The following is a 20,363-nucleotide window of genomic DNA, read 5'->3' on the forward strand; positions in this document are numbered from 1 at the left end:
GATTTTGTGCTTAATTACGCATCATTAAGATCTGTGATTTACCGGATGCTAGAACCGCGAAAAGATAAAACCGTATCTGCGGATGTGCTGTTCTTTCCTGTTGCTGCGGCCTTTTCGGCAGTTATCGTGCCGCTGTGGATGATGACTTTGCAAGGTTGGATTCCTATTCCTAGTCCGTATTGGCATGGTCATGAGATGTTATTTGGTTATGGATTTGCCGTAGTGTCTGGATACCTTATCACTCGGGTATCTCTTGTAATGCTAAGCGGGCTTTTTCTGAGCTGGTTTGCAGCTCGTTTAGCAGCGCTAGGTTTAATAGGAGATAATTTGGTTGCGTCTTTGCCAGGATTAATTTTTGTTGGATTAGTGGTTTATTTAATTGCGCCCCCCTTCCTGCGGGCGGCTAAGAAAGCTGAAAACCGAGTTTTTGGGCCTTTGTTTATGGCTATGGGGGCGTGTGAGCTGATTTATCAGTTAGGGGCAATCGAAATATTCTCAGGAGTAAGGTTTTATGCCCTGTTAATTACGGTAGATTTATTTAGCTTATTATTATTGTTAATGGGGGGACGTATGATTGCCTCTGCTATGGCGGGTCATTTTTATCGAACTGGGCAATTTCTCATTGCTAGGGTGCAGCCCCGCTTGGAGCGGATAGCCATTATATTGATGATCTCCATGATCCTATTGGATTTCATCCCAAAAGCAGCGCCACTGGCCGGTGTATTTGCTCTTGGGGCAGCGGTGATTACTATCGTTCGTATTGGGCGCTGGCAGGTCTGGCGTATCATTAATTACCCCCATCTATGGGGACTTATTCTTGGCTACACTTGGTTGGCTTTAGGTCTTGCCCTTAAGGGATTCATGCAAATATTTGGGAACTCATTGAGCTTAGTTGAAGCATTGCACGGCATTACGATTGGGGCCATTGGGACGCTCACCTTGGTTGTAATGGCTCGCACCCGTTTACAGCGAAACCGTCAAGGGCTAGAGCATTTTGAAGATATTGGTATGGCGGCGCTGCTGGTGAGCTTGGCTGCCTTGCTGCGCCTGAGTGCGTCACTTGCTGGAAGCGACTATACACTATCACTCTTATGGGCCTCAGCTATTGCTTGGTTTTTTGCCTTTAGTCAATTACTGTATTGCCTCATTATCAATTATCCTAAAAAACCTAGCACGATGGATAGTGTCTAGCAACTTTAATTTTACTGCGTCTGTTTTAGTGGATTGTTGCTCAATAAAATGCGGATAAGTAGCGTTTGGGTCATGACAGATGGTAATGCAGGTATGGAAAATCAGGCCTGCGGTTTTGCAGAGGCCATGGGAGTTCCGTACACCATAAAACGAGTGCAAATGAAATTTCCATGGAAATATGTCAGTCCATTTATTCGGCTTGGAAAAAATTTTTGTTTAAATAAAAAGCAGATGAAACTTATTCCTCCTTGGCCTGATCTGATTATTGCCTCTGGGAGAAAATCGATTTTGCCTGCCTTAATGGTGAGAGATAAAAACAAATCTAAAACGAAAATTGCTTACCTACAAACCCCAGTGATAGCCCCTAAGCACTTTGATGTTGTGATTTCACCTGCTCATGATGGTTGCTCTGGGGAGAATGTACTTCAAAGTATGGGCGCGCCTCATCAAGTGACTCAGGAAAGACTGAATCAAGCCTATACTGATTTTTCTTATTTATTTTCTAGCTATAGACAACCGCGCCTTGGGGTTTTACTAGGGGGGAGCAATAAAACTTATACTTTCGATGAAACTATAGCGAGGGATTTAGCGCAGCAGCTAAAAGTACTGATAAGACAAGGATTATCGATCATGATAACCCCTTCACGGCGTACTGATGGGGCTGTCATAGAGATATTACGTGAGTCACTTGGGCGCGATGAGGTTTATATTTGGGAGGGTAGGGGTGAAAATCCTTATTTTGGAATTCTTGCTTGGTCTGATGTGATTCTTGTGAGCTGTGATAGCGTATCTATGATCAGTGAGGCTTGTGCAACCGATAGGCCAGTTTATTTGCTTAAGCTTCCGGGAAAGGGCAGGAAGTTTCAAACGTTTTATCAATATCTTACGGATCTAGGTCGGATACAGTGGTGGAATGGCAACATAAATGGCTCTGAAATTCCCAAGATTGAGGCGTTTAATGAAACGAAAGATCTTGCCGTTAAAGCGCTAATGTATTTACAACAGGGGTGAGAAAGGTATGTTTAATTATCATAAATTAGCGGAAGTGACTATCCATGATACTCCGTTCCCTTACTTTATTCTTCCCCATGTCATTCATAAGGAGCAATTAGCAGAAATACATCAGGATTATCCCCGCATTGATTATAGCGGCAGTTTTCCAGTGCAAGAACTTAAGTACGGTAAACAATTTGATGTGTTAGTACAGGCGCTTAATAGCCCAGCATTTCAGCAGGTTATCGAGGAGAAGTTTCATCTTACTTTAAAGGGGCTTCCCACGATGACTACAGTACGAGGAAAGTGTTCTTTGAAGGATGGCTCGATTCATACCGATAGCGTCACTAAGATCATTACTATCCTACTCTATATGAATCCCACTTGGGAAAACCCCGGCGGGCAGCTACGGTTACTGAGAAATGGATCAGATATAGAAAATTATTTTGCTGAAATTCCGCCTGAAGAAGGGACAATGTTAGCGTTTAAGGTGACTGAAAACTCATGGCATGGCCACCTTCCTTTTGCGGGCCAGCGACGAGTTGTTCAGTTTAATTGGTTAACCAGTCAATTCGTGGCTAAAAAAGAACTGATAAGACATAGAATTTCAGCCAAGATTAAAAAAATCAAGCATATAGGCAGAGTAAAATCCATTGGCCTATAGGTTTCTCCTGCCCTTAGGGCAGATTAATATTTTTACGAGGAGGTTACGCATGACCCATACTGCTGCTGCATACGCTACCCACGCTGCTGATAAACCTTTAGAGCTATATGCCATTAAGCGACGAGAGCTGGGCGATCAAGATATAGCCATTGATATTCTTTACTGCGGTGTATGCCACTCTGACTTGCACACGGCGCGTAATGAATGGGGCAATACGTTATATCCCTGTATCCCTGGGCATGAAATTATTGGCACTGTCACCGCTGTTGGCAGGGATGTGAAAAGTTTCAAAGTAGGGGATACCGTGGGTGTTGGCTGTATGGTGGATAGCTGTGGGCATTGTAGTGCCTGTAAAACTGGAGAGGAAAATTATTGTGAGCACGGCTTTATTATGACCTATAACAGCGCCCTGTCTGAGAATACTCATACTTTTGGCGGGTATTCCACGAAGATTGTGGTCGCTGAGAAATTTGTCTTTCATATTCCCCATCAGACTAACCTTGCTGCAGTTGCCCCCCTATTGTGCGCTGGTATCACCATGTATTCCCCTTTACGCCATTGGAAGATTGATTCAGGCAAAAAAGTTGGCATTGTGGGGTTAGGCGGACTTGGGCACATGGGCGTTAAACTTGCCCATGCCATGGGTGCTTATGTAGTGTTATTCACCACTTCCGCTAGTAAAATCGCAGATGGAAAAAGTCTTGGGGCTGATGAGGTAGTGATTTCAAAAGATCCAGATCAAATGGCAACACAGGTGAATAGCCTTGATTTTATCCTCAATACCGTTGCCGTACCCCATAATCTTGATACTTACCTTAATCTTTTAAAGCGTGACGGCACTATGTGTTTAGTAGGCGCTCCAGCCACGCCACATCCATCCCCTGAAGCATTTAACCTGATTGCTAAACGTCGTTCATTGGCCGGTTCATTGATTGGGGGTCTCCGTGAGACTCAGGAGATGCTGAATTTCTGTGCTGATCATGATATCACCTGCGATATTGAGATGATCGCTATGGAGGATATCAATCAAGCTTATGAGCGGATGCTTAAGAACGATGTTAAATATCGTTTTGTGATTGATATGCAGACTCTAAGGGACAAGGAAAAATAAAGTAAAGCCCATTGCAGCCAGAGGGTTACGGATAAGCAATCTCTAGCGTTTCTAATTTTTCTCTCAAGGTTTTAAAAACTTATCCGAAGTTAAGTAGGATAGTTTAAAAGCCTGTTTTTATTGTAAATGACTATAACTAAATTGATATTGACAAATCCCACATATACGTAAGTGGATCTATCAGAACGACACGCCCGCACGCATATTGATCAGGCGCTTATGGCTGCCGGTTGGGTGGTGCAAGATCGCGTCACCTTTAACCGTAATGCTGCACTTGGCGTGGCCGTGCGTGAGTTCTCCTTACCAGAAGGGATTTGCGATTACTTGCTGTTTATCGACGGTAAAGCTGCCGGTGTCATTGAGGCCAAAAGGGTGGGTATCACCTTGAGCGGCATCGCTGAGCAGTCCGCCAAATACGTGACCCGCCTGCCAGATCATCTAGCCCGCTGGGATGATCCGTTACCCTATAGCTACGAGAGCACCGGCGAGGAAACATTTTTCACCCATCAGCGGGACCCCAAACCGCGCCAGCGCCGTGTATTTGCCTTTCATCGTCCAGAAACTCTGCACGACTGGCTCAAACAGCCCAACACCTTGCGCCATCGTCTGCAACAACTGCCACCGCGGGACTCTAACGGTCTGCGAGATTGCCAGATCGACGCTCTCCGTGGGCTAGAGTACTCCTTGGCTGCTGATAAACCTCGCGCGCTGATTCAATTAGCTACCGGCGCAGGTAAGACGTTTACTGCTTGTTCATTCAGCTATCGCCTCATTAAATATGCCAGTGCTAAGCGCATCCTGTTTCTAGTAGATCGCAATAACTTAGGGGATCAAACCCTAAAAGAATTCCAGAACTTCCATCCGCCAGGCGCTGCCAACCGGTTTACCGATACCTACATTGTTCAGCACCTCCACAGCCACCGCATCGATCCAGATGCCAAGGTCGTCATTACCACTATCCAACGGTTGTACTCGCTGTTGCAGGGCAAAGAGATTGACCCCATGGACGAGGAAGGCTCTGCCTTTGAAACTTGGGCAGGTAGGCACAAGGAAATTCCTACCCTCACTTATAATCCCGCTATCCCCATCGAAACCTTTGATTTTATTGTCACTGATGAATGTCATCGCTCTATCTATGGGTTGTGGCGACAAGTGCTGGAGTATTTTGATGCCTATCTCATTGGCCTTACTGCCACGCCTTCCAAGCACACGCTGGGCTTTTTCAATCAAAACTTAGTCGCTGAATATCCCTACGAGCGCTCCGTGACTGATGGCGTGAACGTCGGCTATGAGATTTACCGCATTCGTACCCGTGTGACGGAAGAGGGTGGCAAAGTCGAAACCGATGCCGCCGGTTTTCAGGTGCCAGTGCGGGACAAACGCACTCGCAAGGTGCGCTATGAAAACCTCGATGGAGATCTAGAATACAGCGGGCAAGAGCTGGATCGCTCAGTAGTGAATCCAAATCAGATCCGCACCGTGCTACAAACCTACAAAGATCGGGTATTTACCGAACTGTTTCCCGAGCGCAGCGGCCAATGGCTGCCTAAAACTTTGATCTTTGCCAAAGACGATAACCACGCCGAGGAAATTGTCCACGCGGTGCGGGAAGTGTTTGGCGAAGGCAATGACTTTGCTAAAAAAATCACCTACCAGACGGGCAGCGAAGATCCCAAGGCGCTCATTAAAGCCTTTCGTGTTGATCCCTTTCCCCGCATAGCCGTCACCGTGGATATGATTGCCACTGGCACCGATATTAAACCGGTAGAAGTGCTGATCTTCATGCGGGATGTGAAATCTGAGGGTTATTACGAACAAATGAAAGGCCGGGGCGTGCGTACCATTCCCGATGCCGATTTACGCCAAGTCACCCCTGATGCCCACACCAAAACCCGCTTTGTATTGATTGATGCCGTAGGGGTAACAGAGACCAAAAAAAATACGAGCCAGCCCCTGGAGCGTAAAAGAAACCTTAGCTTTGAAAAATTGCTAGATCAAATCGCCATGGGACGACGGGATGAAGACGCGCTTTCATCCCTTGCCGCTCGCTTTGCAGCGCTGGATCGTAAGCTAAATGACGATGACCGCCAACGCATCACCCAAGCTAGCGGCGGCCACACCCTACGCCAGCTCGCCAATACATTGCTCGATGCTATCGATCCCGACGGGCAACAAGCCGCTATTCACACCCAATTGGGCACCATAGCCACGCCCGAACAAGCACAACAAATCATCTCTGCCCTGATGGATACCGCTTGTGCGCCGTTCAATGACCCCATCCTGCGCCAAACACTGCGGGATCTTAAGCAGAAAACCGACATTATCATTGACGAAACTACGCCTGATGAAGTGATTCACACCGGATTCGACCTGAAAAAAGCCGAAGCAACCATCACCAATTTTAAAGCCTTCATCGCCCAGCACCGCGACCAACTCACGGCGCTACAAATCCTCTACAACCAGCCCTACGGCCAGCAAAAACTCACCTACGTCGCCATTCGTGAACTGGTGCAGGCGCTCACCGAACGCCCGCCCCATCTCTCACCGGCCACCGTTTGGCAAGCTTATAAACGATTGGATAACGCTAAGGTGCGTGGCGTGCCGGTGGATGAACAACTCACTGAAGTGGTGAGCCTCGTACGCTTTGCCCTAGGGCAAGTTGAAACCCTAGAACCCTTTGGCACTGTGGTACAACAGCGTTTTAATCTCTGGCTCGGGCGAGAAAAGAAAGCGGGGCGGGAATACAGCGAAGCGCAGCAAGATTGGCTGCACGCGATTGCCAAATGTATTGCTGCTAATGCTGAAATCACGCCCCGCGATTTTAGGGAAGCGCCAATTTTGGCAGATAAGGGCGGTATTCTGGAGGCGCGGCAGGTGTTAGGGGAGGGGTTAAACGGATTATTAAGTGAAATGCAAATAGCATTGGTGGCGTGATGAGTTGGAGCTTTGTCAAACTGAGAGATGTAGTTGCACATTTTGAAAGCGGAAAGCGACCTAAAGGAGGAGTTTCTAAGTATACAGATGGTATTCTTAGCCTTGGTGGTGAACACCTAGATTACAATGGAGGGTTTTTTCTAGAAAATCCAAAATTTGTCCCTGAGAAATTTGCTGAGAGTCTTCATAAAGTTCAAATAGAAGAAGGAGATATTCTCATAGTTAAAGATGGAGCAACAACAGGGAAAATAAGCTTTGCTACGGCTGAAGTAAAAAACTCTGTCATCAATGAGCATCTATTTCAACTTAGGCCAACAGAGGCGGTTAATTCCAAGTTTCTTTTCTATTTCTTGTGGTCTTCATCTGGAAACAAAGAAATATTGAAAGATTTTCGAGGATCAGCTCAAGGTGGAATCACAAAATCAGTTCTTAATGTTTGTGAGGTGCCAGTTGCATCCCTCAATGAACAACGCCGCATTGTCGAGAAAATCGAAACGTTGTTTGCACGGTTGGATGCAGGCGAGGCGGCGCTGAAAAAGGTGCAAACCCTACTGGCGCGCTATCGCCAATCAGTGCTCAAGGCCGCCGTTACTGGCGATCTTACCCAAGATTGGCAGGTGCAAAACGCTGGATGCGTTGAATCCGGCCACGATTTGCTGCAACGTATTCTTAAAACCCGCCGCGATAATTGGCAAGGTCGGGGCAAATATAAAGAACCTATCGCGCCGGATACCACGAGTTTGCCCAAATTGCCGGAAGGGTGGGTGTGGGCTTCGCTTGATGCGTTAATAGTTGATGGCCCAACAAATGGGTTATCACCGAAAGTGTCTACTGACGGTACAGGTGTGCCATCTTTCAAGCTCACCGCAACTACATCAGGCACGTTCGTGATTAATGGTGAGACGGTCAAGTATGTTAATGCTCATATTGAAGCTGATTCCAAATATTGGCTCCAAAAAGACGATGTACTGATTCAACGAGGAAATACTATTGAATATGTCGGCACTGCAGCAATTTTTCCGGGGCCAAATAATGCTTTCATTTACCCTGACTTGATGATGCGTATCAGGTTTGAGGATGAACTACTAGCGCGATGGGTCGTGACTTGGATTAATTTTGAGTACGCGAAAAAGTATTTTCGTCGACTGGCCACAGGCACAGCAGGCAACATGCCTAAGATAAATAGCACAACTTTGAATACGCTGCCGGTTCCGATGCCATCGTTTGAAGAGATGCAACAAACACTTGAAATTACTGAGAGTATTGAACATCGATGTAGAGGTTTAGAGGATGCAGCGCGTGCCGAACTTGCCCGATCCAAAGCACTACGCCAATCTATTCTGAAACAAGCCTTTGCTGGTCGCTTGGTGCCCCAAGATCCTAATGACGAACCGGCCAGCGAGCTGCTGGCCCGTATTCGTGCTGAGTGCCAAAGCATCTCTAACAGCAAACGCCGTCGATCCACAATGTTAAAGAAACAAGCATGAGTAACGAACAACTGGTCTCGAAGGTCTGGAACTATGCCCATGTATTGCGTGATCAGGGCATTTCTTACGGCGATTACGTCGAGCAAATTACCTATCTGCTGTTTTTGAAGATGGATCAGGAGCGAGTGGAATTATTGGGTGAGGAATCCAGCATTCCGCCCCAGTGGAATTGGCAGCAGTTGATCAGCAAGGAAGGGGATGATCTAGAGTTGCAATATCGCCACACGCTAGAGGCGCTGGCACGGGAATCGGGACTGATAGGCACCATTTTTCGTAAATCACAAAATAAGCTCTCTGATCCCGCTAAGCTTAAGCGGGTGGTGAGTTTGATTGATACCGAAGGGCCGTGGATAGGTCTTAAAGTGGATATAAAGGGGGAGATTTACGAAGGACTGCTGGAGCGCAACGCTAGCGAGGTGAAATCGGGGGCGGGGCAGTATTTCACGCCGCGGCCAGTCATTGAGGCGATTGTGGCCTGTATTCAGCCGAAAATTCATGAAACGGTCTGCGATCCGGCGTGTGGTACCGGTGGATTTTTATTGGCTGCTTTTGAGTATATGAAAACCCAAAGCCAAGATCGGGAAACGCTACGCCGCTTGCGTACCGAAGGACTGCACGGCACTGATATTGTGGATGAAGTAGTGCGGTTGTGCGCGATGAATTTGTATTTACATGGTATTGGCAACGGGGATAGCTCCGTCGTACAGGCTGATGCGCTGGCAGTGGCACCGGCGCAGCGTTATGGCGTGGTGCTCACCAATCCGCCTTTTGGCAAAAAATCCAGCTATAAGGTAGTGGGGGAGGATGGCAGAGGCACCAGCGAGCGGGAACACTATGAACGGGAAGATTTTAAATTCACAACCTCCAATAAGCAGTTTAATTTTTTACAGCATATTATGACTATCTTGGATACCTATGGCCGTGGGGGGGTGGTGTTGCCGGATAACATACTGTTTGAAGCCGGGCGCGCGGGTGAGGGTATTCGCAAGCGGCTGCTGGAGGGTTTCAACTTCCATACCCTGCTACGCCTGCCCACGGGTATTTGGTACCGCCCCGGTGTCAAGGCCAATGTGCTGTTTTTTGATAAGCGCCCCGCCTCCCGGGAGGCTCAGACTCAAGGGCTATGGGTTTACGATTACCGTACTAATATACATAAGACGCTGAAAACTAAACGGCTGGTGCGCAGTGATTTTGATGATTTTGTGCATTGTTATCATGAACGGAAGGAAACCGAACGCTTTCGCTATTTCAGTTATCAAGCGCTGATGGCGCGCGATAAGCTGAATCTGGATATTTTCTGGCTCAAGGATAATAGCTTAGAGGATATAGACAGCCTGCCAGAGCCGGAGGTGTTGGCAGCTGAGATCGTGGAGAATTTAGAAGCTGCCCTAGAGCAGTTTCGCAGTGTGAGCGCCGAGCTGGCAACCGAATAAAGCCTATAACTCACGGTTTTTATGAGATAATTTATAAATCTACTATTAAATTAAATGATGGGGAAGAGTAAATGAGCAAACGGATTGAGGATTATGGCCTGATTGGCAATATGGTTTCCTGTGCCTTGGTTGGCCGTGATGGTTCCATGGATTGGCTCTGCTTGCCCCATTTTGACTCCGATGCCTGTTTTGCCGCGTTGCTCGGCACCCCAGAGCATGGCCGTTGGCTGATTGCCCCGAAAACTGCAGTTAAAAGCATAACACGGCGTTATCTGCCGAATACGGTTGTTTTAGAAACTACTTTTGAGACTGAGAGCGGAGTCGCTCAAATCATAGATTTTATGCCCCTGAGTAAAAACGAGACCATGGTGGAGGTGGTGCGAATCGTTCGGGGTATAAAAGGTCAGGTTGACATGCGGATGGAGCTTGTGCTGCGTTTTGGTTATGGGAAAACGGTTCCTTGGGTGCATCGGTGTGATTATGGCATTAATGCTGTTGCCGGGCCGGATGCTGTAGAGTTACTGACTCCAGTGCGTTTATATGGTGAAAACCTCACAACATGCGCTAATTTTACCATCGAGGCAGGGCAAAACATACCGTTTACACTGGTTTATCATCCCTCTCAGACTGAGCCTAGTTTTATTGGTGATCGTCAGGTAGCCCTTTCCCAGACCGTGGATTGGTGGGGTGAATGGTCTAGTTACTTTCGTTTTGATCCTTCAGCGCCCATCGCATGGAAAGAGGCGGTGATTCGGTCGTTAATTACCCTTAAAGCCTTGACTTTTCAGCCCAGCGGTGGCCTTGTGGCGGCCCCTACGACTTCATTACCCGAACAGATTGGCGGGATTCGCAACTGGGATTATCGTTTTTGTTGGATTCGCGATGCCACCATGACCCTCTATACATTCCTGAACTCTGGATATCTTGAAGAGGCCAAAGCTTTCCGTGAATGGCTATTGCGGGCTGCGGCTGGGAATCCAGAGCAGATGCAAATTATGTATGGGCTGAGAGGTGAGCGGCGGCTGACGGAAGTGGAACTGCCTTGGTTGCTTGGCTATGAACATAGCCTCCCCGTACGTATTGGGAATGGCGCTTATGGGCAAACCCAGCTTGATGCCTATGGCAATCTCATGGATATGGCCCATGCCGCCCGACATTCTAATCTAGGGCCTTCCCATTCTGCATGGCGGCTTCAATGGGCATTATTGAAAAATCTGGAACGTATTTGGTGTGAGCCGGATGAAGGAATCTGGGAAATACGCGGTGAGCCCCGCCATTTTACTTACTCAAAGATCATGAGCTGGGTAGCGTTTGATCGGGCGGTAAAAGGGGTAGAGGAGTTTAACTTAGACGGCCCCGTTGATAAGTGGCGGCAAATACGAGATCAAATCCGAGCCGATATTCTTGCCAATGGCTATGATCAAAAGCGTAATACTTTTGTTCAGGCCTATGGCTATAGCAATCTCGATGCCTCGTTATTATTGATAGGTAAGACTGGATTTTTGGAACGAGGCGATCCCCGTTTTCAGGGTACCGTGGAGGCCATTGAGCGGGAATTAATGGAAGAAGGGTTTGTACTACGCTACCGATCTGAGCAAACGGATGATGGATTAATAGGAGAGGAGGGGACTTTTCTTATCTGCAGCTTCTGGCTCGTTGATGCCTATATGCTATTAAATCGCTATGATGATGCAGCTGCTCTATTTGAGCGACTGTTATCGGTGCGGAATGATTTAGGGCTTTTGGCTGAGGAATATGATCCACAAGCACGCCGGCAGCTTGGAAATTTCCCGCAAGCCTTCTCCCATCTTGGTTTGATTAATGCCGCCCGTAGCTTATTGGGAATTTCTACTTTGAGTGCGCCTAAAAAATAAGCTTTGTTTTATGTATGGTATGGTCTATAGGGCTACTCGTCGTGATTGAAGTAGTAGCTAGTGAAGTGATACGACTGCTTATTTTATCCCTGTATTATTACTTAAGTGTGAGGAGGGCTAATTTGGGCATCATCGATCATCCCAAGCGCGTCCGGTACCAATACTGCCACCGAGAAGTAGGTACTCACCAAGTACGAGAGGATCGCCTTTTCATTGATATCCATGAAACGCACGCTGAGTCCGGGTTGATATTCATTAGGAATGCCGGTCTGGTGTAACCCGACAACACCTTCGTGTTCCTCGCCCGTACGCAGCACAAGAATGGGGCTGGTTTGCTCGCGGGTGATTGGAAGCTTGTTACAGGGCAAAATAGGCACACCTCGCCAAGCCATTACTGGCGTTCCTTCGATTTCAGTGGTCGCGGGGTAGATACCGCGGTGAGTACACTCCCTTCCGAAGGCAGCGATGATTCGAGGGTGTGTGAGGAAGAAACGGGAGCGCCTACGGCGACTAAGTACCTCGTCGAGATCTTCTGGTGTCGGTGGACCGTTGCGGGTGTGTACGCGCTGGTTTGGTGCTACATTGTGCAGCAGGCCAAAATCGTTGTTATTGATCATCTCGTGCTCTTGGCGTTCCCGCAAAGCCTCAATAGTCAATCGCAGCTGCTGTTCGGTCTGATTCATGGGGTTGTTAAATAGGTCAGCGACACGGGTATGTACCCGCAGTATGGTTTGCGCGACCTCGAGTTGATATTCACGGGGCTTTTGCTCATAGTCAACGAATGTGCTGGTAAGCAACTGTTCCCCGTGGTGACCGGAGGAGATCTCGATTGAGGCCTCGCCATGTTCATTCTGTGCTTTACGGAGCTGCGCCTTAAACTGATTTACTCGGGTTCGCAGAGCATCCGATCGTTGCGCCATATTTTCGAGGGTGCTTTGCTCTAGCGTCAGCACGGTGCAGCGGGTAACGGTTTTTACGGTGAACTGCCAGGTGTCCGAATCTTCGACAAGCGTACGATCGCCAAAATAGTCGCCGTCTGTGAGCATGCCGAGTGTGGTTGAGGTGTCGTATTTACCCTGACCGATCTTCTTAACTTTGCCGTGCACGATGAGCACAAGCTGATCGGCAGGTTGTCCGGCCTCTACTAACACCTCGCCCGAAGAGATTTCTTGCTGCACAAACTGATCAGCGATCTCGCTGAGCACTTCATCATCGGTCAGTCCCCGAAAAAGTGGAATTTCGCGCAACTCTTGCTCGAGTATTGGTTCCGACACTGGTAAATGTTAGCCTACCATCGCCGACTGTATAGTTGAGTCGCCGGTTGACGCGGTAGGTTCCACCGACTACCTCCACCCCACCCAAGGAAGCACGCGTAGCAACCACCGTGAGGTGATGCCCTGCATCTGTGGAACAGTTTTAGTTGTGGTTGCCAGATTTTGGGCGGCTTTCGTTCCTAAGCTCTGGGGCACTTGGCTGTTTTGAGCGTTATCGCCGCCCTTTGGATCGATTGGTTGGTTCAATGATGCTAAATAAATTACTAGTGATTGAGGTAATTTCAACAGTAGACAGATTTTTTTAAAGGGATCTTTGGGTGCCAGCTATATTATTTATAAGGAGTAAGGCATTAGAGGCTTGAACAAGGTTGGTTGGCGAGAATTTAATTAAGATCCCGTGATATAAGGATTAATCATTAAAAGATGAGTCTAAAAGGGATAGAAATAGCAGTAGGTTATAAAGTGGAGATTTACAGCCATCCTTTACGTTTAAAATAAAGATAAGGTGCAAAACTGGAGATAACCATAATAATCAGCGCCATGGGATAGCCTAAGTGCCAATGTAGCTCGGGCATGATATCGAAATTCATTCCATAGATGCTCGCAATCAGGGTGGGGGGCAAAAAAACGACTGCTACGACTGAAAAAATCTTAATTGTTCGATTTTGTTCAATATTGATAAAGCTTAGGGCGGCATCCATAAGAAAATTGATTTTATCAAATAAAAAGGCGCTATGAGGTAGGAGGGAGTCCACGTCGCGTAAAATTTCTCGTACTTTTTTAATTTGCTCATCCTCTAAGTGCCCTCGGCGTAACAGAAAGGTTAAGGCCCGCTGAGTGTCCATTAAGCATAGACGCACCTTTCCATTGTGATTTTCTTGGCGGGCTAATTCATCTAATGCATCTTCAAATGCCCCATTACCTTCCTCATTTTCTTCTAAAATAAGTTTACCGACCTGATCTAACCCTTTATGGGTTTCTTCTAACAGATCGGCCAGCTCTTCGAGCTTAGTTTCAAATAATGCGAGTAGGATCGAAGTTGCATCGGTAATTAAACTTGGTTCCCGTCGTATCCGTAACCGTAGCATCCGAAAAGCCGGCAGATCATGGTCGTGTAAGGTAAAGAGGCGAGTACCGCTCAGGGTAAAGACTACAGTTGAGTAATCAATTCGTCCTTCTTCACGGTGAGAGAAATAGGAGTGTAAATGAATGCCAACTTCATCTTCGTAAAAGCGGGCAGTGGCTTCAATTTCCTCAATTTCATTTGGGTCAGGTAAATTTTGGCGATAAATCAATTCAACTCGCCGGCGTTCTTCCTCAGTAGGACGCAATAGATCAATCCAGATGGCTTGAGCTAAGCCATCGTTTTCTTCTAAAGGAAGCTGCTTAAAACGATGATCATGTAGGGAAAATCCATATAACATAACGTTAATATGAAATAAATTGAAAATTTTAAGAAAATCATTAATAGCATAGCTTTTTAGGGAGGGCTATACTGAAATTTAGAACCTATTTTATGATAAACAGCCCAAATTAATAAAACCCTTAAGAGTACGCGTTAGAGATAAATACCTAAGCGTTCTTAAGCAATAGGGCTTTGAGGTTAGTCAGGTCTGGAGTCATGCTAATGCCATTACGGCTAATCTAAGTTAGTTTTTTCAAAAAATTACTGCTTATGCTTTAGCTAAAGCACAAGCAAGATACGTTAAATTACGCGAATTTAATTTACATTCACAAAAATTCACAATTCAAGAAGTCACTGAGGCACATGCTAAGGTAAGAAAGCAGTTTAAGAAAGATAAACTAAGAGGGCGTATCTTTAGCGGTTCTCATAAGTCTCTTGGTTGGATTCCGTTTAAAACGGGAACAGTTATTAAATACAAAAATGGTGCAATTTATTTTAACAAGCACTACCTCAAGATAGGGGGAGGATTCTTTTTGGCATTTTATGCCATTTTTCTACAGTAATTTGATCAGGTAATGGGATTTTTAATATGCAATATAAAGCGGGTAGAAAACGCGTAGTTATTGAAGGGGTAACCCCTGAAATTGACGGTGGTGATTTCGCAATTAAACGAACTGTGAATGAAACTGTGATAGTAGAGGCCGATGTGTTTACGGATGGCCACGATGCGGTGAGTGCTGTTTTACAGTATCGTAAAGCAGGGGCAACCACTTGGGATGAGGTGCCAATGCAGCCTTTAGGTAACGATAGATGGCAAGGTTGCTTTAAGGTCACTGAAATAGGACGCTATCAGTATACCCTTGCGACTTGGGTGGATCATTTTAAATCTTGGCGTCAAGCGTTAGCTAAGCGGACTCAGTTAACGGATATTGTGCTTCAGCTTCAAGTGGGAGCTCAGCTGATAGAGGCAGTGGCTGAGCGCGCCGATGAAGAGGACGCTAAACGGCTTAGGGAGCAGGCTAAGATTCTAGCCGATAAAGGAGATCTTCATAAAAGATTGACGATTGCCCTTGAAGATGAGATAGCCCTATTAATGGATCGTTATCCAGATCAACAGTTGGTAACCCGCTATGATAAAAATTTATCCGTCATTGTAGAGAGGGTACGGGGTCGGTTTAGTACTTGGTATGAAATGTTTCCCCGTTCTTGTACCTTAGTATCCGGCCAGCCGGGTAATTTTAATACCTGTGAGGATCGTCTGCCTTATATTGCAGCTATGGGGTTTGATGTACTTTACTTACCTCCTATCCATCCCATTGGTCATATCCATCGTAAAGGTAAAAATAATACCTTGGTTGCTGGTGCTGAAGATCCAGGGAGTCCTTGGGCCATTGGGGCGGAGGAAGGCGGGCATAAGAAAATTCACCCCCAATTAGGTACCTTTAAAGATTTTCAGCGTTTTATAGCCAAAGCACGGGAATATGGAATTGAGGTGGCGTTAGATATTGCTTTTCAGTGCGCTCCTGATCACCCTTATGTTAAAGCGCACCCAGAATGGTTTCGTTGGCGACCTGATAATACGGTGCAATATGCTGAGAATCCTCCCAAGAAATATGAAGATATCTATCCATTTTATTTTGAAACTGATCAATGGGAGCCTTTGTGGGATGAGCTGAAAAGTATATTTTTATTCTGGATTGAGCAGGGGATACATATTTTTCGGGTAGATAACCCTCATACTAAACCTTTTCCCCTATGGGAGTGGCTGATTGCTGAGGTGAAGAAAGTCGCCCCTGATACCCTGTTTTTAGCGGAGGCGTTTACCCGCCCTAAGGTGATGCACCGCTTGGCTAAGCTAGGGTTTAGTCAGTCCTATAATTATTTTCCTTGGCGAAATACTAAGCAAGAACTCATCGCCTATTTTACTGAGCTTACCCAGTCAGAATCTAGAGAATACTTTCGCCCTAATCTTTGGCCAAATACCCCGGATATTTTACCGGAATACCTCCAGTTTGGCGGGCGACCTGCTTTTATGATCCGGTTGTTGCTTGCGGCCACTTTAGGGGCTAGCTATGGTATTTATGGCCCGGCCTATGAATTGATGGAAAATACACCCCGAGATTTAGGGGGCGAAGAATATCTTGATTCGGAGAAATATCAACTACGTCACTGGAATATTACCCGTACCGATAGCCTTAAGGATTTCATTGCTCAGGTAAATCAAATTCGTAAAGATAACCTTGCCCTCCAATCAGATTGGAGTTTGCGTTTTTACCCCATAGATAACGATCAGATGATTTGCTATAGCAAGTGGACGGAAGATCTGAGCAACATTATTTTAGTTGTTATTAATTTAGATGCTCATCATACCCAGTCTGGGTGGGTTGAATTACCCTTAGAGCGTTTAGGGCTTAAGGAAAATCTTCCTTATCAGGTACATGATTTGCTCAGCGGTACTCGCTACTTATGGCAGGGGTATCGTAATTACGTAGAGCTTAATCCTCAGATCGCTCCAGCCTATATTTTCTCAGTGAGGCGCCGAGTACGGACTGAGCACGATTTTGATTATTATTTGTAACAGCTTATGAATCAACTAGAAGAAACCTTTGTTTGGCCAGATGATCCCCTCTGGTATAAAGACGCTATTATCTATCAGCTTCATGTTAGAGCCTTTTTTGATAGTAATAATGATGGTACGGGAGATTTTCGGGGTCTGACCCAGAAGCTGGATTATATCCAGAATTTAGGGGTTAATACGATTTGGTTGCTGCCATTTTATCCTTCTCCTTTGCGGGATGATGGGTATGATATTGCGGATTATCATAATATTTATGCAGAGTATGGTACTCGTCGAGATTTTAGGAATTTTGTGCGTGAGGCCCATAGCCGCGGGCTAAAAGTGATTATTGAGCTAGTTATTAACCATACTTCAGATCAGCATCCTTGGTTCCAAGCCGCCCGTAAAGCCCCTTCAGGATCGGCCAAACGAAATTTTTACGTTTGGAGCGATACTGATCACAAGTTTCCTGAAACTCGAATTATTTTTACGGACACGGAAACCTCTAATTGGGCTTGGGATCCGGTAGCTAAGGCTTATTATTGGCATCGGTTTTTCTCTCATCAACCTGATCTCAATCATAATAATCCGGCGGTGGTTAAGGCGGTCACTCAGGTGATGCGTTTTTGGCTAGACATGGGCGTAGATGGTCTGCGTTTAGATGCTATCCCTTATCTTTGCGTGCGGGAAGGAACCAATAATGAGAATCTACCTGAAACCCATGCCGTGATTAAACAGATGCGATCGGTGGTAGATACCTATTACCAAAACCGAGTATTTTTAGCCGAAGCCAATCAATGGCCGGAAGATGTCAGCGAGTACTTTGGGGAGGGAGATGAATGCCATATGGCCTACCATTTTCCATTAATGCCCCGTATCTATATGGCGGTTGCTCAGGAAGATCGGCATCCTATCACCGAAATTATGAATCAGACGCCCGATATCCCTGAGAATTGTCAATGGGCTGTTTTTCTACGTAATCATGATGAGCTTACTTTGGAGATGGTCACCGATAAGGAGCGTGATTACATGTACCAGACCTATGCGGCTAATGCTCGGATGCGGGTTAATGTGGGCATACGGAGACGTTTGGCACCATTGATGGATAACGATCCAGCCAAGATCCAGCTTATGAATAGTCTACTGCTTTCTATGCCTGGATCTCCGGTAATTTACTATGGCGATGAAATTGGCATGGGGGATAATATTTACTTGGGGGATCGTAATGGTGTACGCACCCCGATGCAGTGGAGCCCAGATCGTAATGCGGGGTTTTCTAAAGCTGATCCCCAGCGTTTGTATTTACCACCGATCATGGACCCCGTTTACGGTTATGAAGCCGTCAATATAGAAGCCCAGAATCGGGATCTTTTTTCTTTTCTAAACTGGATGAAACGTCTACTTGCAGTACGTAAGAGCGTTAAAGCATTTGGTCGGGGTACGCTGAAGTTTCTTCGTCCTGGAAATCGTAAAATTTTAGCCTATGTGCGGGAATATGGGGATGAGATTGTTTTATGCGTGGCTAATTTGTCTCGCCATGCCCAGCCGGTAGAGCTGGATCTCTCTCGCTTTCAGGGGAAGATGCCTATAGAGATGATGGGGCAGACTACGTTTCCGCTTATCGGCGAGTTGCCCTACTTATTAACGCTCCCTAGCTATGGTTTCTACTGGTTTAAGCTAACAACAAGTGAGGATTCTTATTGGAGCGAAAGGCAGCAACCCTTATTGGAATCACCCGTATTAGTATTCTTTGATGGCTGGAGCAGCTTATTTCCTGATCGAGTCAACCCTTCTCGTAAACGCATGGCTGAGACTCTCCGCAAACAGCTAGAGCAGGCATTGAGAGATTTCTTGGCTTCACGTCGTTGGTTTGGGGCTAAGGGAGAAATCATAGAGCGAGTGGTTTTACAGCAGGCGCAAGAGTGGAAGGCGGAGGGTAGCTGGCTGCTTGCTTGGGTAAGGGTAGATAGTCATTCTAAATCCCAGCGCTATTTTGTACCTTTAGCGATTGCTTGGGGAGAGGGTGATGAAGAGCCTATACGCCGATTACTGCCCTTTACTGTTGCTAAAATTCGACGACGATCCCGTCTGGGTATTTTGTATGATGCCTTAGAGGATATTGTTTTTGTTCGATCGCTGGTGATGGCAATAAAACAGCGTCAGGAGATTCCTTTTGGGGCTGGAAAATTAAAATGTTTTCCTACTGCTGCCTTTGAGAAACTGACAAGTGAAGTATCGGTACAGCAGCTAGAGCGCCCTGGCACGGAAGGCACAAACAGTGCCTTGATTTTGGATGAGCAATTATTTTTTAAAGTTTACCGTCGCTTACAAGAAGGGATAAATCCTGAGCTGGAAATGGGACGTTTTTTAACTGAATCGTCTCCATTTTCTAATATTGTGCCTTTAGCTGGTGCTTTAGAATACTCAGGATCTGAGGGAGAATCCGTTACTCTAGCCTTGTTACAAGGCTTTGCCGTTAATCAGGGAGATTGCTGGAATTACACCATTGATTATTTAAAACGTTTCTTAGCCTATGGAGTGGCTAGACCCTCAGATGAGGCGGTCATTGAGATTGAAGAATCTGCGGCCAATTACATGAGGATCATAAAGATCCTTGGGCAACGTACTGGAGAGATGCATCAAGCCTTAGCTAAGGTTACGGGAGATCCAGATTTTGATCCAGAGCCTATTACTGCTTCTGATTTATCCGCTTGGCGCAAAGATATTGAACAAGAGATCTTACAGACGCTGCAGAAAATAGCGCAGGGTAGTGGGGGTTTTTCTGAGTCGCTGCAAATTGATTTGGATCGTTTATTAGCTTCTAAAGAGGATTTGCTACAGCGGCTTGATGGTTTGATACTTACTCAAGTGCAAGCGGTTAAAACTCGGCATCATGGGGATTATCATTTGGGCCAAGTTTTAGTAGCAGAAGATGATTTTATCATTATCGATTTTGAAGGCGAGCCGATCCGTCCGCTGGCTGAGCGTCGCATAAAGCATTCACCCTTACGGGATGTAGCAGGTATATTACGATCCTTTAGTTACGCTGCTGCTGTTGCCTTACATCATTGTACGGTAGATCGTCCCGAGGATCAGAGCTTACTTGATCCCTTGGTTTCTGCTTGGGAAAAAGAGGTCATAGAGAGTTTCTTAGCAGGGTACAGTGAGGCAGTCGAAAGTTGTCCCGCTTATCCTCAAGACTCTAGGCATTTTTGGCAGCTTATTGAGTTGTTTGTTTTAGAAAAGGTACTTTATGAGCTGCGTTATGAGCTTGATAATCGGCCAGAATGGGTGGGTGTACCTTTAGGGGGGTTATTGCGATTTTTGGCGGAAGGGGGTATGAGGGGACAGCCCGTCTAAAAGTGGTTTATTAGAAAGATATAGTGGCTAAAATCACCGTTATCTTTTTTAGATTCATTTTTCAGATGCAAGGAAGGTTC

At 46.2% G+C, this 20,363-nt stretch carries 13 protein-coding genes; 10 read left to right on the forward strand and 3 right to left on the reverse strand.

The window, feature by feature from the left end; genetic code table 11:
• The first annotated feature begins 45 nt into the window (after positions 1 to 45).
• From TAO_RS03820 to TAO_RS03855, 8 genes are all read left to right on the forward strand, one after another.
• Positions 46 to 1,191, forward strand: a complete 1,146-nt coding sequence (locus tag TAO_RS03820; protein ID WP_096526699.1) for an NnrS family protein — start codon at positions 46 to 48, stop codon at positions 1,189 to 1,191.
• Positions 1,192 to 1,239: 48 nt separating this feature from the next.
• Positions 1,240 to 2,202: a mitochondrial fission ELM1 family protein gene (locus tag TAO_RS03825; protein ID WP_096526700.1), complete on the forward strand. Its 963-nt coding sequence runs from the start codon at positions 1,240 to 1,242 to the stop codon at positions 2,200 to 2,202.
• A 7-nt stretch (positions 2,203 to 2,209) separates the two neighbouring features.
• Positions 2,210 to 2,848: a 2OG-Fe(II) oxygenase family protein gene (locus TAO_RS03830; RefSeq protein WP_096526701.1), complete on the forward strand. Its 639-nt coding sequence runs from the start codon at positions 2,210 to 2,212 to the stop codon at positions 2,846 to 2,848.
• 49 nt (positions 2,849 to 2,897) lie between these two features.
• Positions 2,898 to 3,959: an NAD(P)-dependent alcohol dehydrogenase gene (locus tag TAO_RS03835; protein WP_096526702.1), complete on the forward strand. Its 1,062-nt coding sequence runs from the start codon at positions 2,898 to 2,900 to the stop codon at positions 3,957 to 3,959.
• Between the two features lie 219 nt (positions 3,960 to 4,178).
• Positions 4,179 to 6,893, forward strand: a complete 2,715-nt coding sequence (locus TAO_RS03840) for a type I restriction endonuclease subunit R (RefSeq protein WP_231910566.1) — start codon at positions 4,179 to 4,181, stop codon at positions 6,891 to 6,893.
• On the forward strand, positions 6,893 to 8,380 hold the full coding sequence (locus tag TAO_RS03845) for a restriction endonuclease subunit S (RefSeq protein WP_096526704.1): 1,488 nt from the start codon (positions 6,893 to 6,895) through the stop codon (positions 8,378 to 8,380). Before TAO_RS03840 ends, TAO_RS03845 begins: the two co-directional genes overlap by 1 nt.
• On the forward strand, positions 8,377 to 9,813 hold the full coding sequence (locus tag TAO_RS03850; RefSeq protein ID WP_096526705.1) for a type I restriction-modification system subunit M: 1,437 nt from the start codon (positions 8,377 to 8,379) through the stop codon (positions 9,811 to 9,813). The genes TAO_RS03845 and TAO_RS03850 overlap by 4 nt, the downstream gene beginning before the upstream one ends.
• Before the next feature lie 71 nt (positions 9,814 to 9,884).
• Entirely contained in the window at positions 9,885 to 11,687 is a 1,803-nt protein-coding gene (locus TAO_RS03855; RefSeq protein WP_096526706.1) for a glycoside hydrolase family 15 protein, read from the forward strand.
• A 101-nt stretch (positions 11,688 to 11,788) separates the two neighbouring features.
• On the opposite strand, the gene TAO_RS03860 is transcribed toward TAO_RS03855, so the two are convergent.
• The 3 genes from TAO_RS03860 to corA all read right to left on the reverse strand — a co-directional run bounded on the left by TAO_RS03860 (position 11,789) and on the right by corA (position 14,385).
• The gene (locus TAO_RS03860) at positions 11,789 to 12,961 is read right to left on the reverse strand and encodes a family 2B encapsulin nanocompartment shell protein (RefSeq protein ID WP_231910567.1); all 1,173 of its coding nucleotides are present in this window, start codon (positions 12,959 to 12,961) and stop codon (positions 11,789 to 11,791) included.
• 69 nt (positions 12,962 to 13,030) lie between these two features.
• Positions 13,031 to 13,207: a hypothetical protein gene (locus TAO_RS09875; RefSeq protein WP_231910568.1), complete on the reverse strand. Its 177-nt coding sequence runs from the start codon at positions 13,205 to 13,207 to the stop codon at positions 13,031 to 13,033.
• 224 nt (positions 13,208 to 13,431) lie between these two features.
• Positions 13,432 to 14,385, reverse strand: coding sequence for a magnesium/cobalt transporter CorA (gene corA, locus TAO_RS03865; RefSeq protein WP_096526707.1), 954 nt, complete (start codon positions 14,383 to 14,385; stop codon positions 13,432 to 13,434).
• Between the two features lie 570 nt (positions 14,386 to 14,955).
• Between corA and TAO_RS03870 the strand changes: the two genes are divergently transcribed.
• Together TAO_RS03870 and treS are read left to right on the forward strand one after the other, a co-directional pair.
• Positions 14,956 to 16,944, forward strand: a complete 1,989-nt coding sequence (locus TAO_RS03870; protein ID WP_096526708.1) for an alpha-1,4-glucan--maltose-1-phosphate maltosyltransferase — start codon at positions 14,956 to 14,958, stop codon at positions 16,942 to 16,944.
• A gap of 6 nt (positions 16,945 to 16,950) precedes the next feature.
• On the forward strand, positions 16,951 to 20,283 hold the full coding sequence (gene treS / locus TAO_RS03875) for a maltose alpha-D-glucosyltransferase (protein WP_096526709.1): 3,333 nt from the start codon (positions 16,951 to 16,953) through the stop codon (positions 20,281 to 20,283).
• The last annotated feature ends 80 nt before the right edge of the window (positions 20,284 to 20,363 follow it).

Origin of the sequence: Candidatus Nitrosoglobus terrae (assembly GCF_002356115.1) — a bacterium.
GTDB classification, from domain to species: Bacteria; Pseudomonadota; Gammaproteobacteria; order Nitrosococcales; family Nitrosococcaceae; genus Nitrosoglobus; species Nitrosoglobus terrae.

Bases quoted from the DNA above. Each gene is read 5' to 3' on its own strand.
- TAO_RS03845 (WP_096526704.1), top strand. From the start codon at position 6,893: ATGAGTTGGAGCTTTGTCAAACTGAGAGATGTAGTTGCACATTTTGAA.
- TAO_RS03825 (WP_096526700.1), top strand. From the start codon at position 1,240: ATGCGGATAAGTAGCGTTTGGGTCATGACAGATGGTAATGCAGGTATG.
- TAO_RS03855 (WP_096526706.1), top strand. From the start codon at position 9,885: ATGAGCAAACGGATTGAGGATTATGGCCTGATTGGCAATATGGTTTCC.
- treS (WP_096526709.1), top strand. From the start codon at position 16,951: ATGAATCAACTAGAAGAAACCTTTGTTTGGCCAGATGATCCCCTCTGG.
- TAO_RS03835 (WP_096526702.1), top strand. From the start codon at position 2,898: ATGACCCATACTGCTGCTGCATACGCTACCCACGCTGCTGATAAACCT.
- corA (WP_096526707.1), bottom strand. From the start codon at position 14,385: ATGTTATATGGATTTTCCCTACATGATCATCGTTTTAAGCAGCTTCCT.
- TAO_RS03820 (WP_096526699.1), top strand. From the start codon at position 46: ATGCTAGAACCGCGAAAAGATAAAACCGTATCTGCGGATGTGCTGTTC.
- TAO_RS03870 (WP_096526708.1), top strand. From the start codon at position 14,956: ATGCAATATAAAGCGGGTAGAAAACGCGTAGTTATTGAAGGGGTAACC.
- TAO_RS03850 (WP_096526705.1), top strand. From the start codon at position 8,377: ATGAGTAACGAACAACTGGTCTCGAAGGTCTGGAACTATGCCCATGTA.
- TAO_RS03830 (WP_096526701.1), top strand. From the start codon at position 2,210: ATGTTTAATTATCATAAATTAGCGGAAGTGACTATCCATGATACTCCG.
- TAO_RS03840 (WP_231910566.1), top strand. From the start codon at position 4,179: ATGGCTGCCGGTTGGGTGGTGCAAGATCGCGTCACCTTTAACCGTAAT.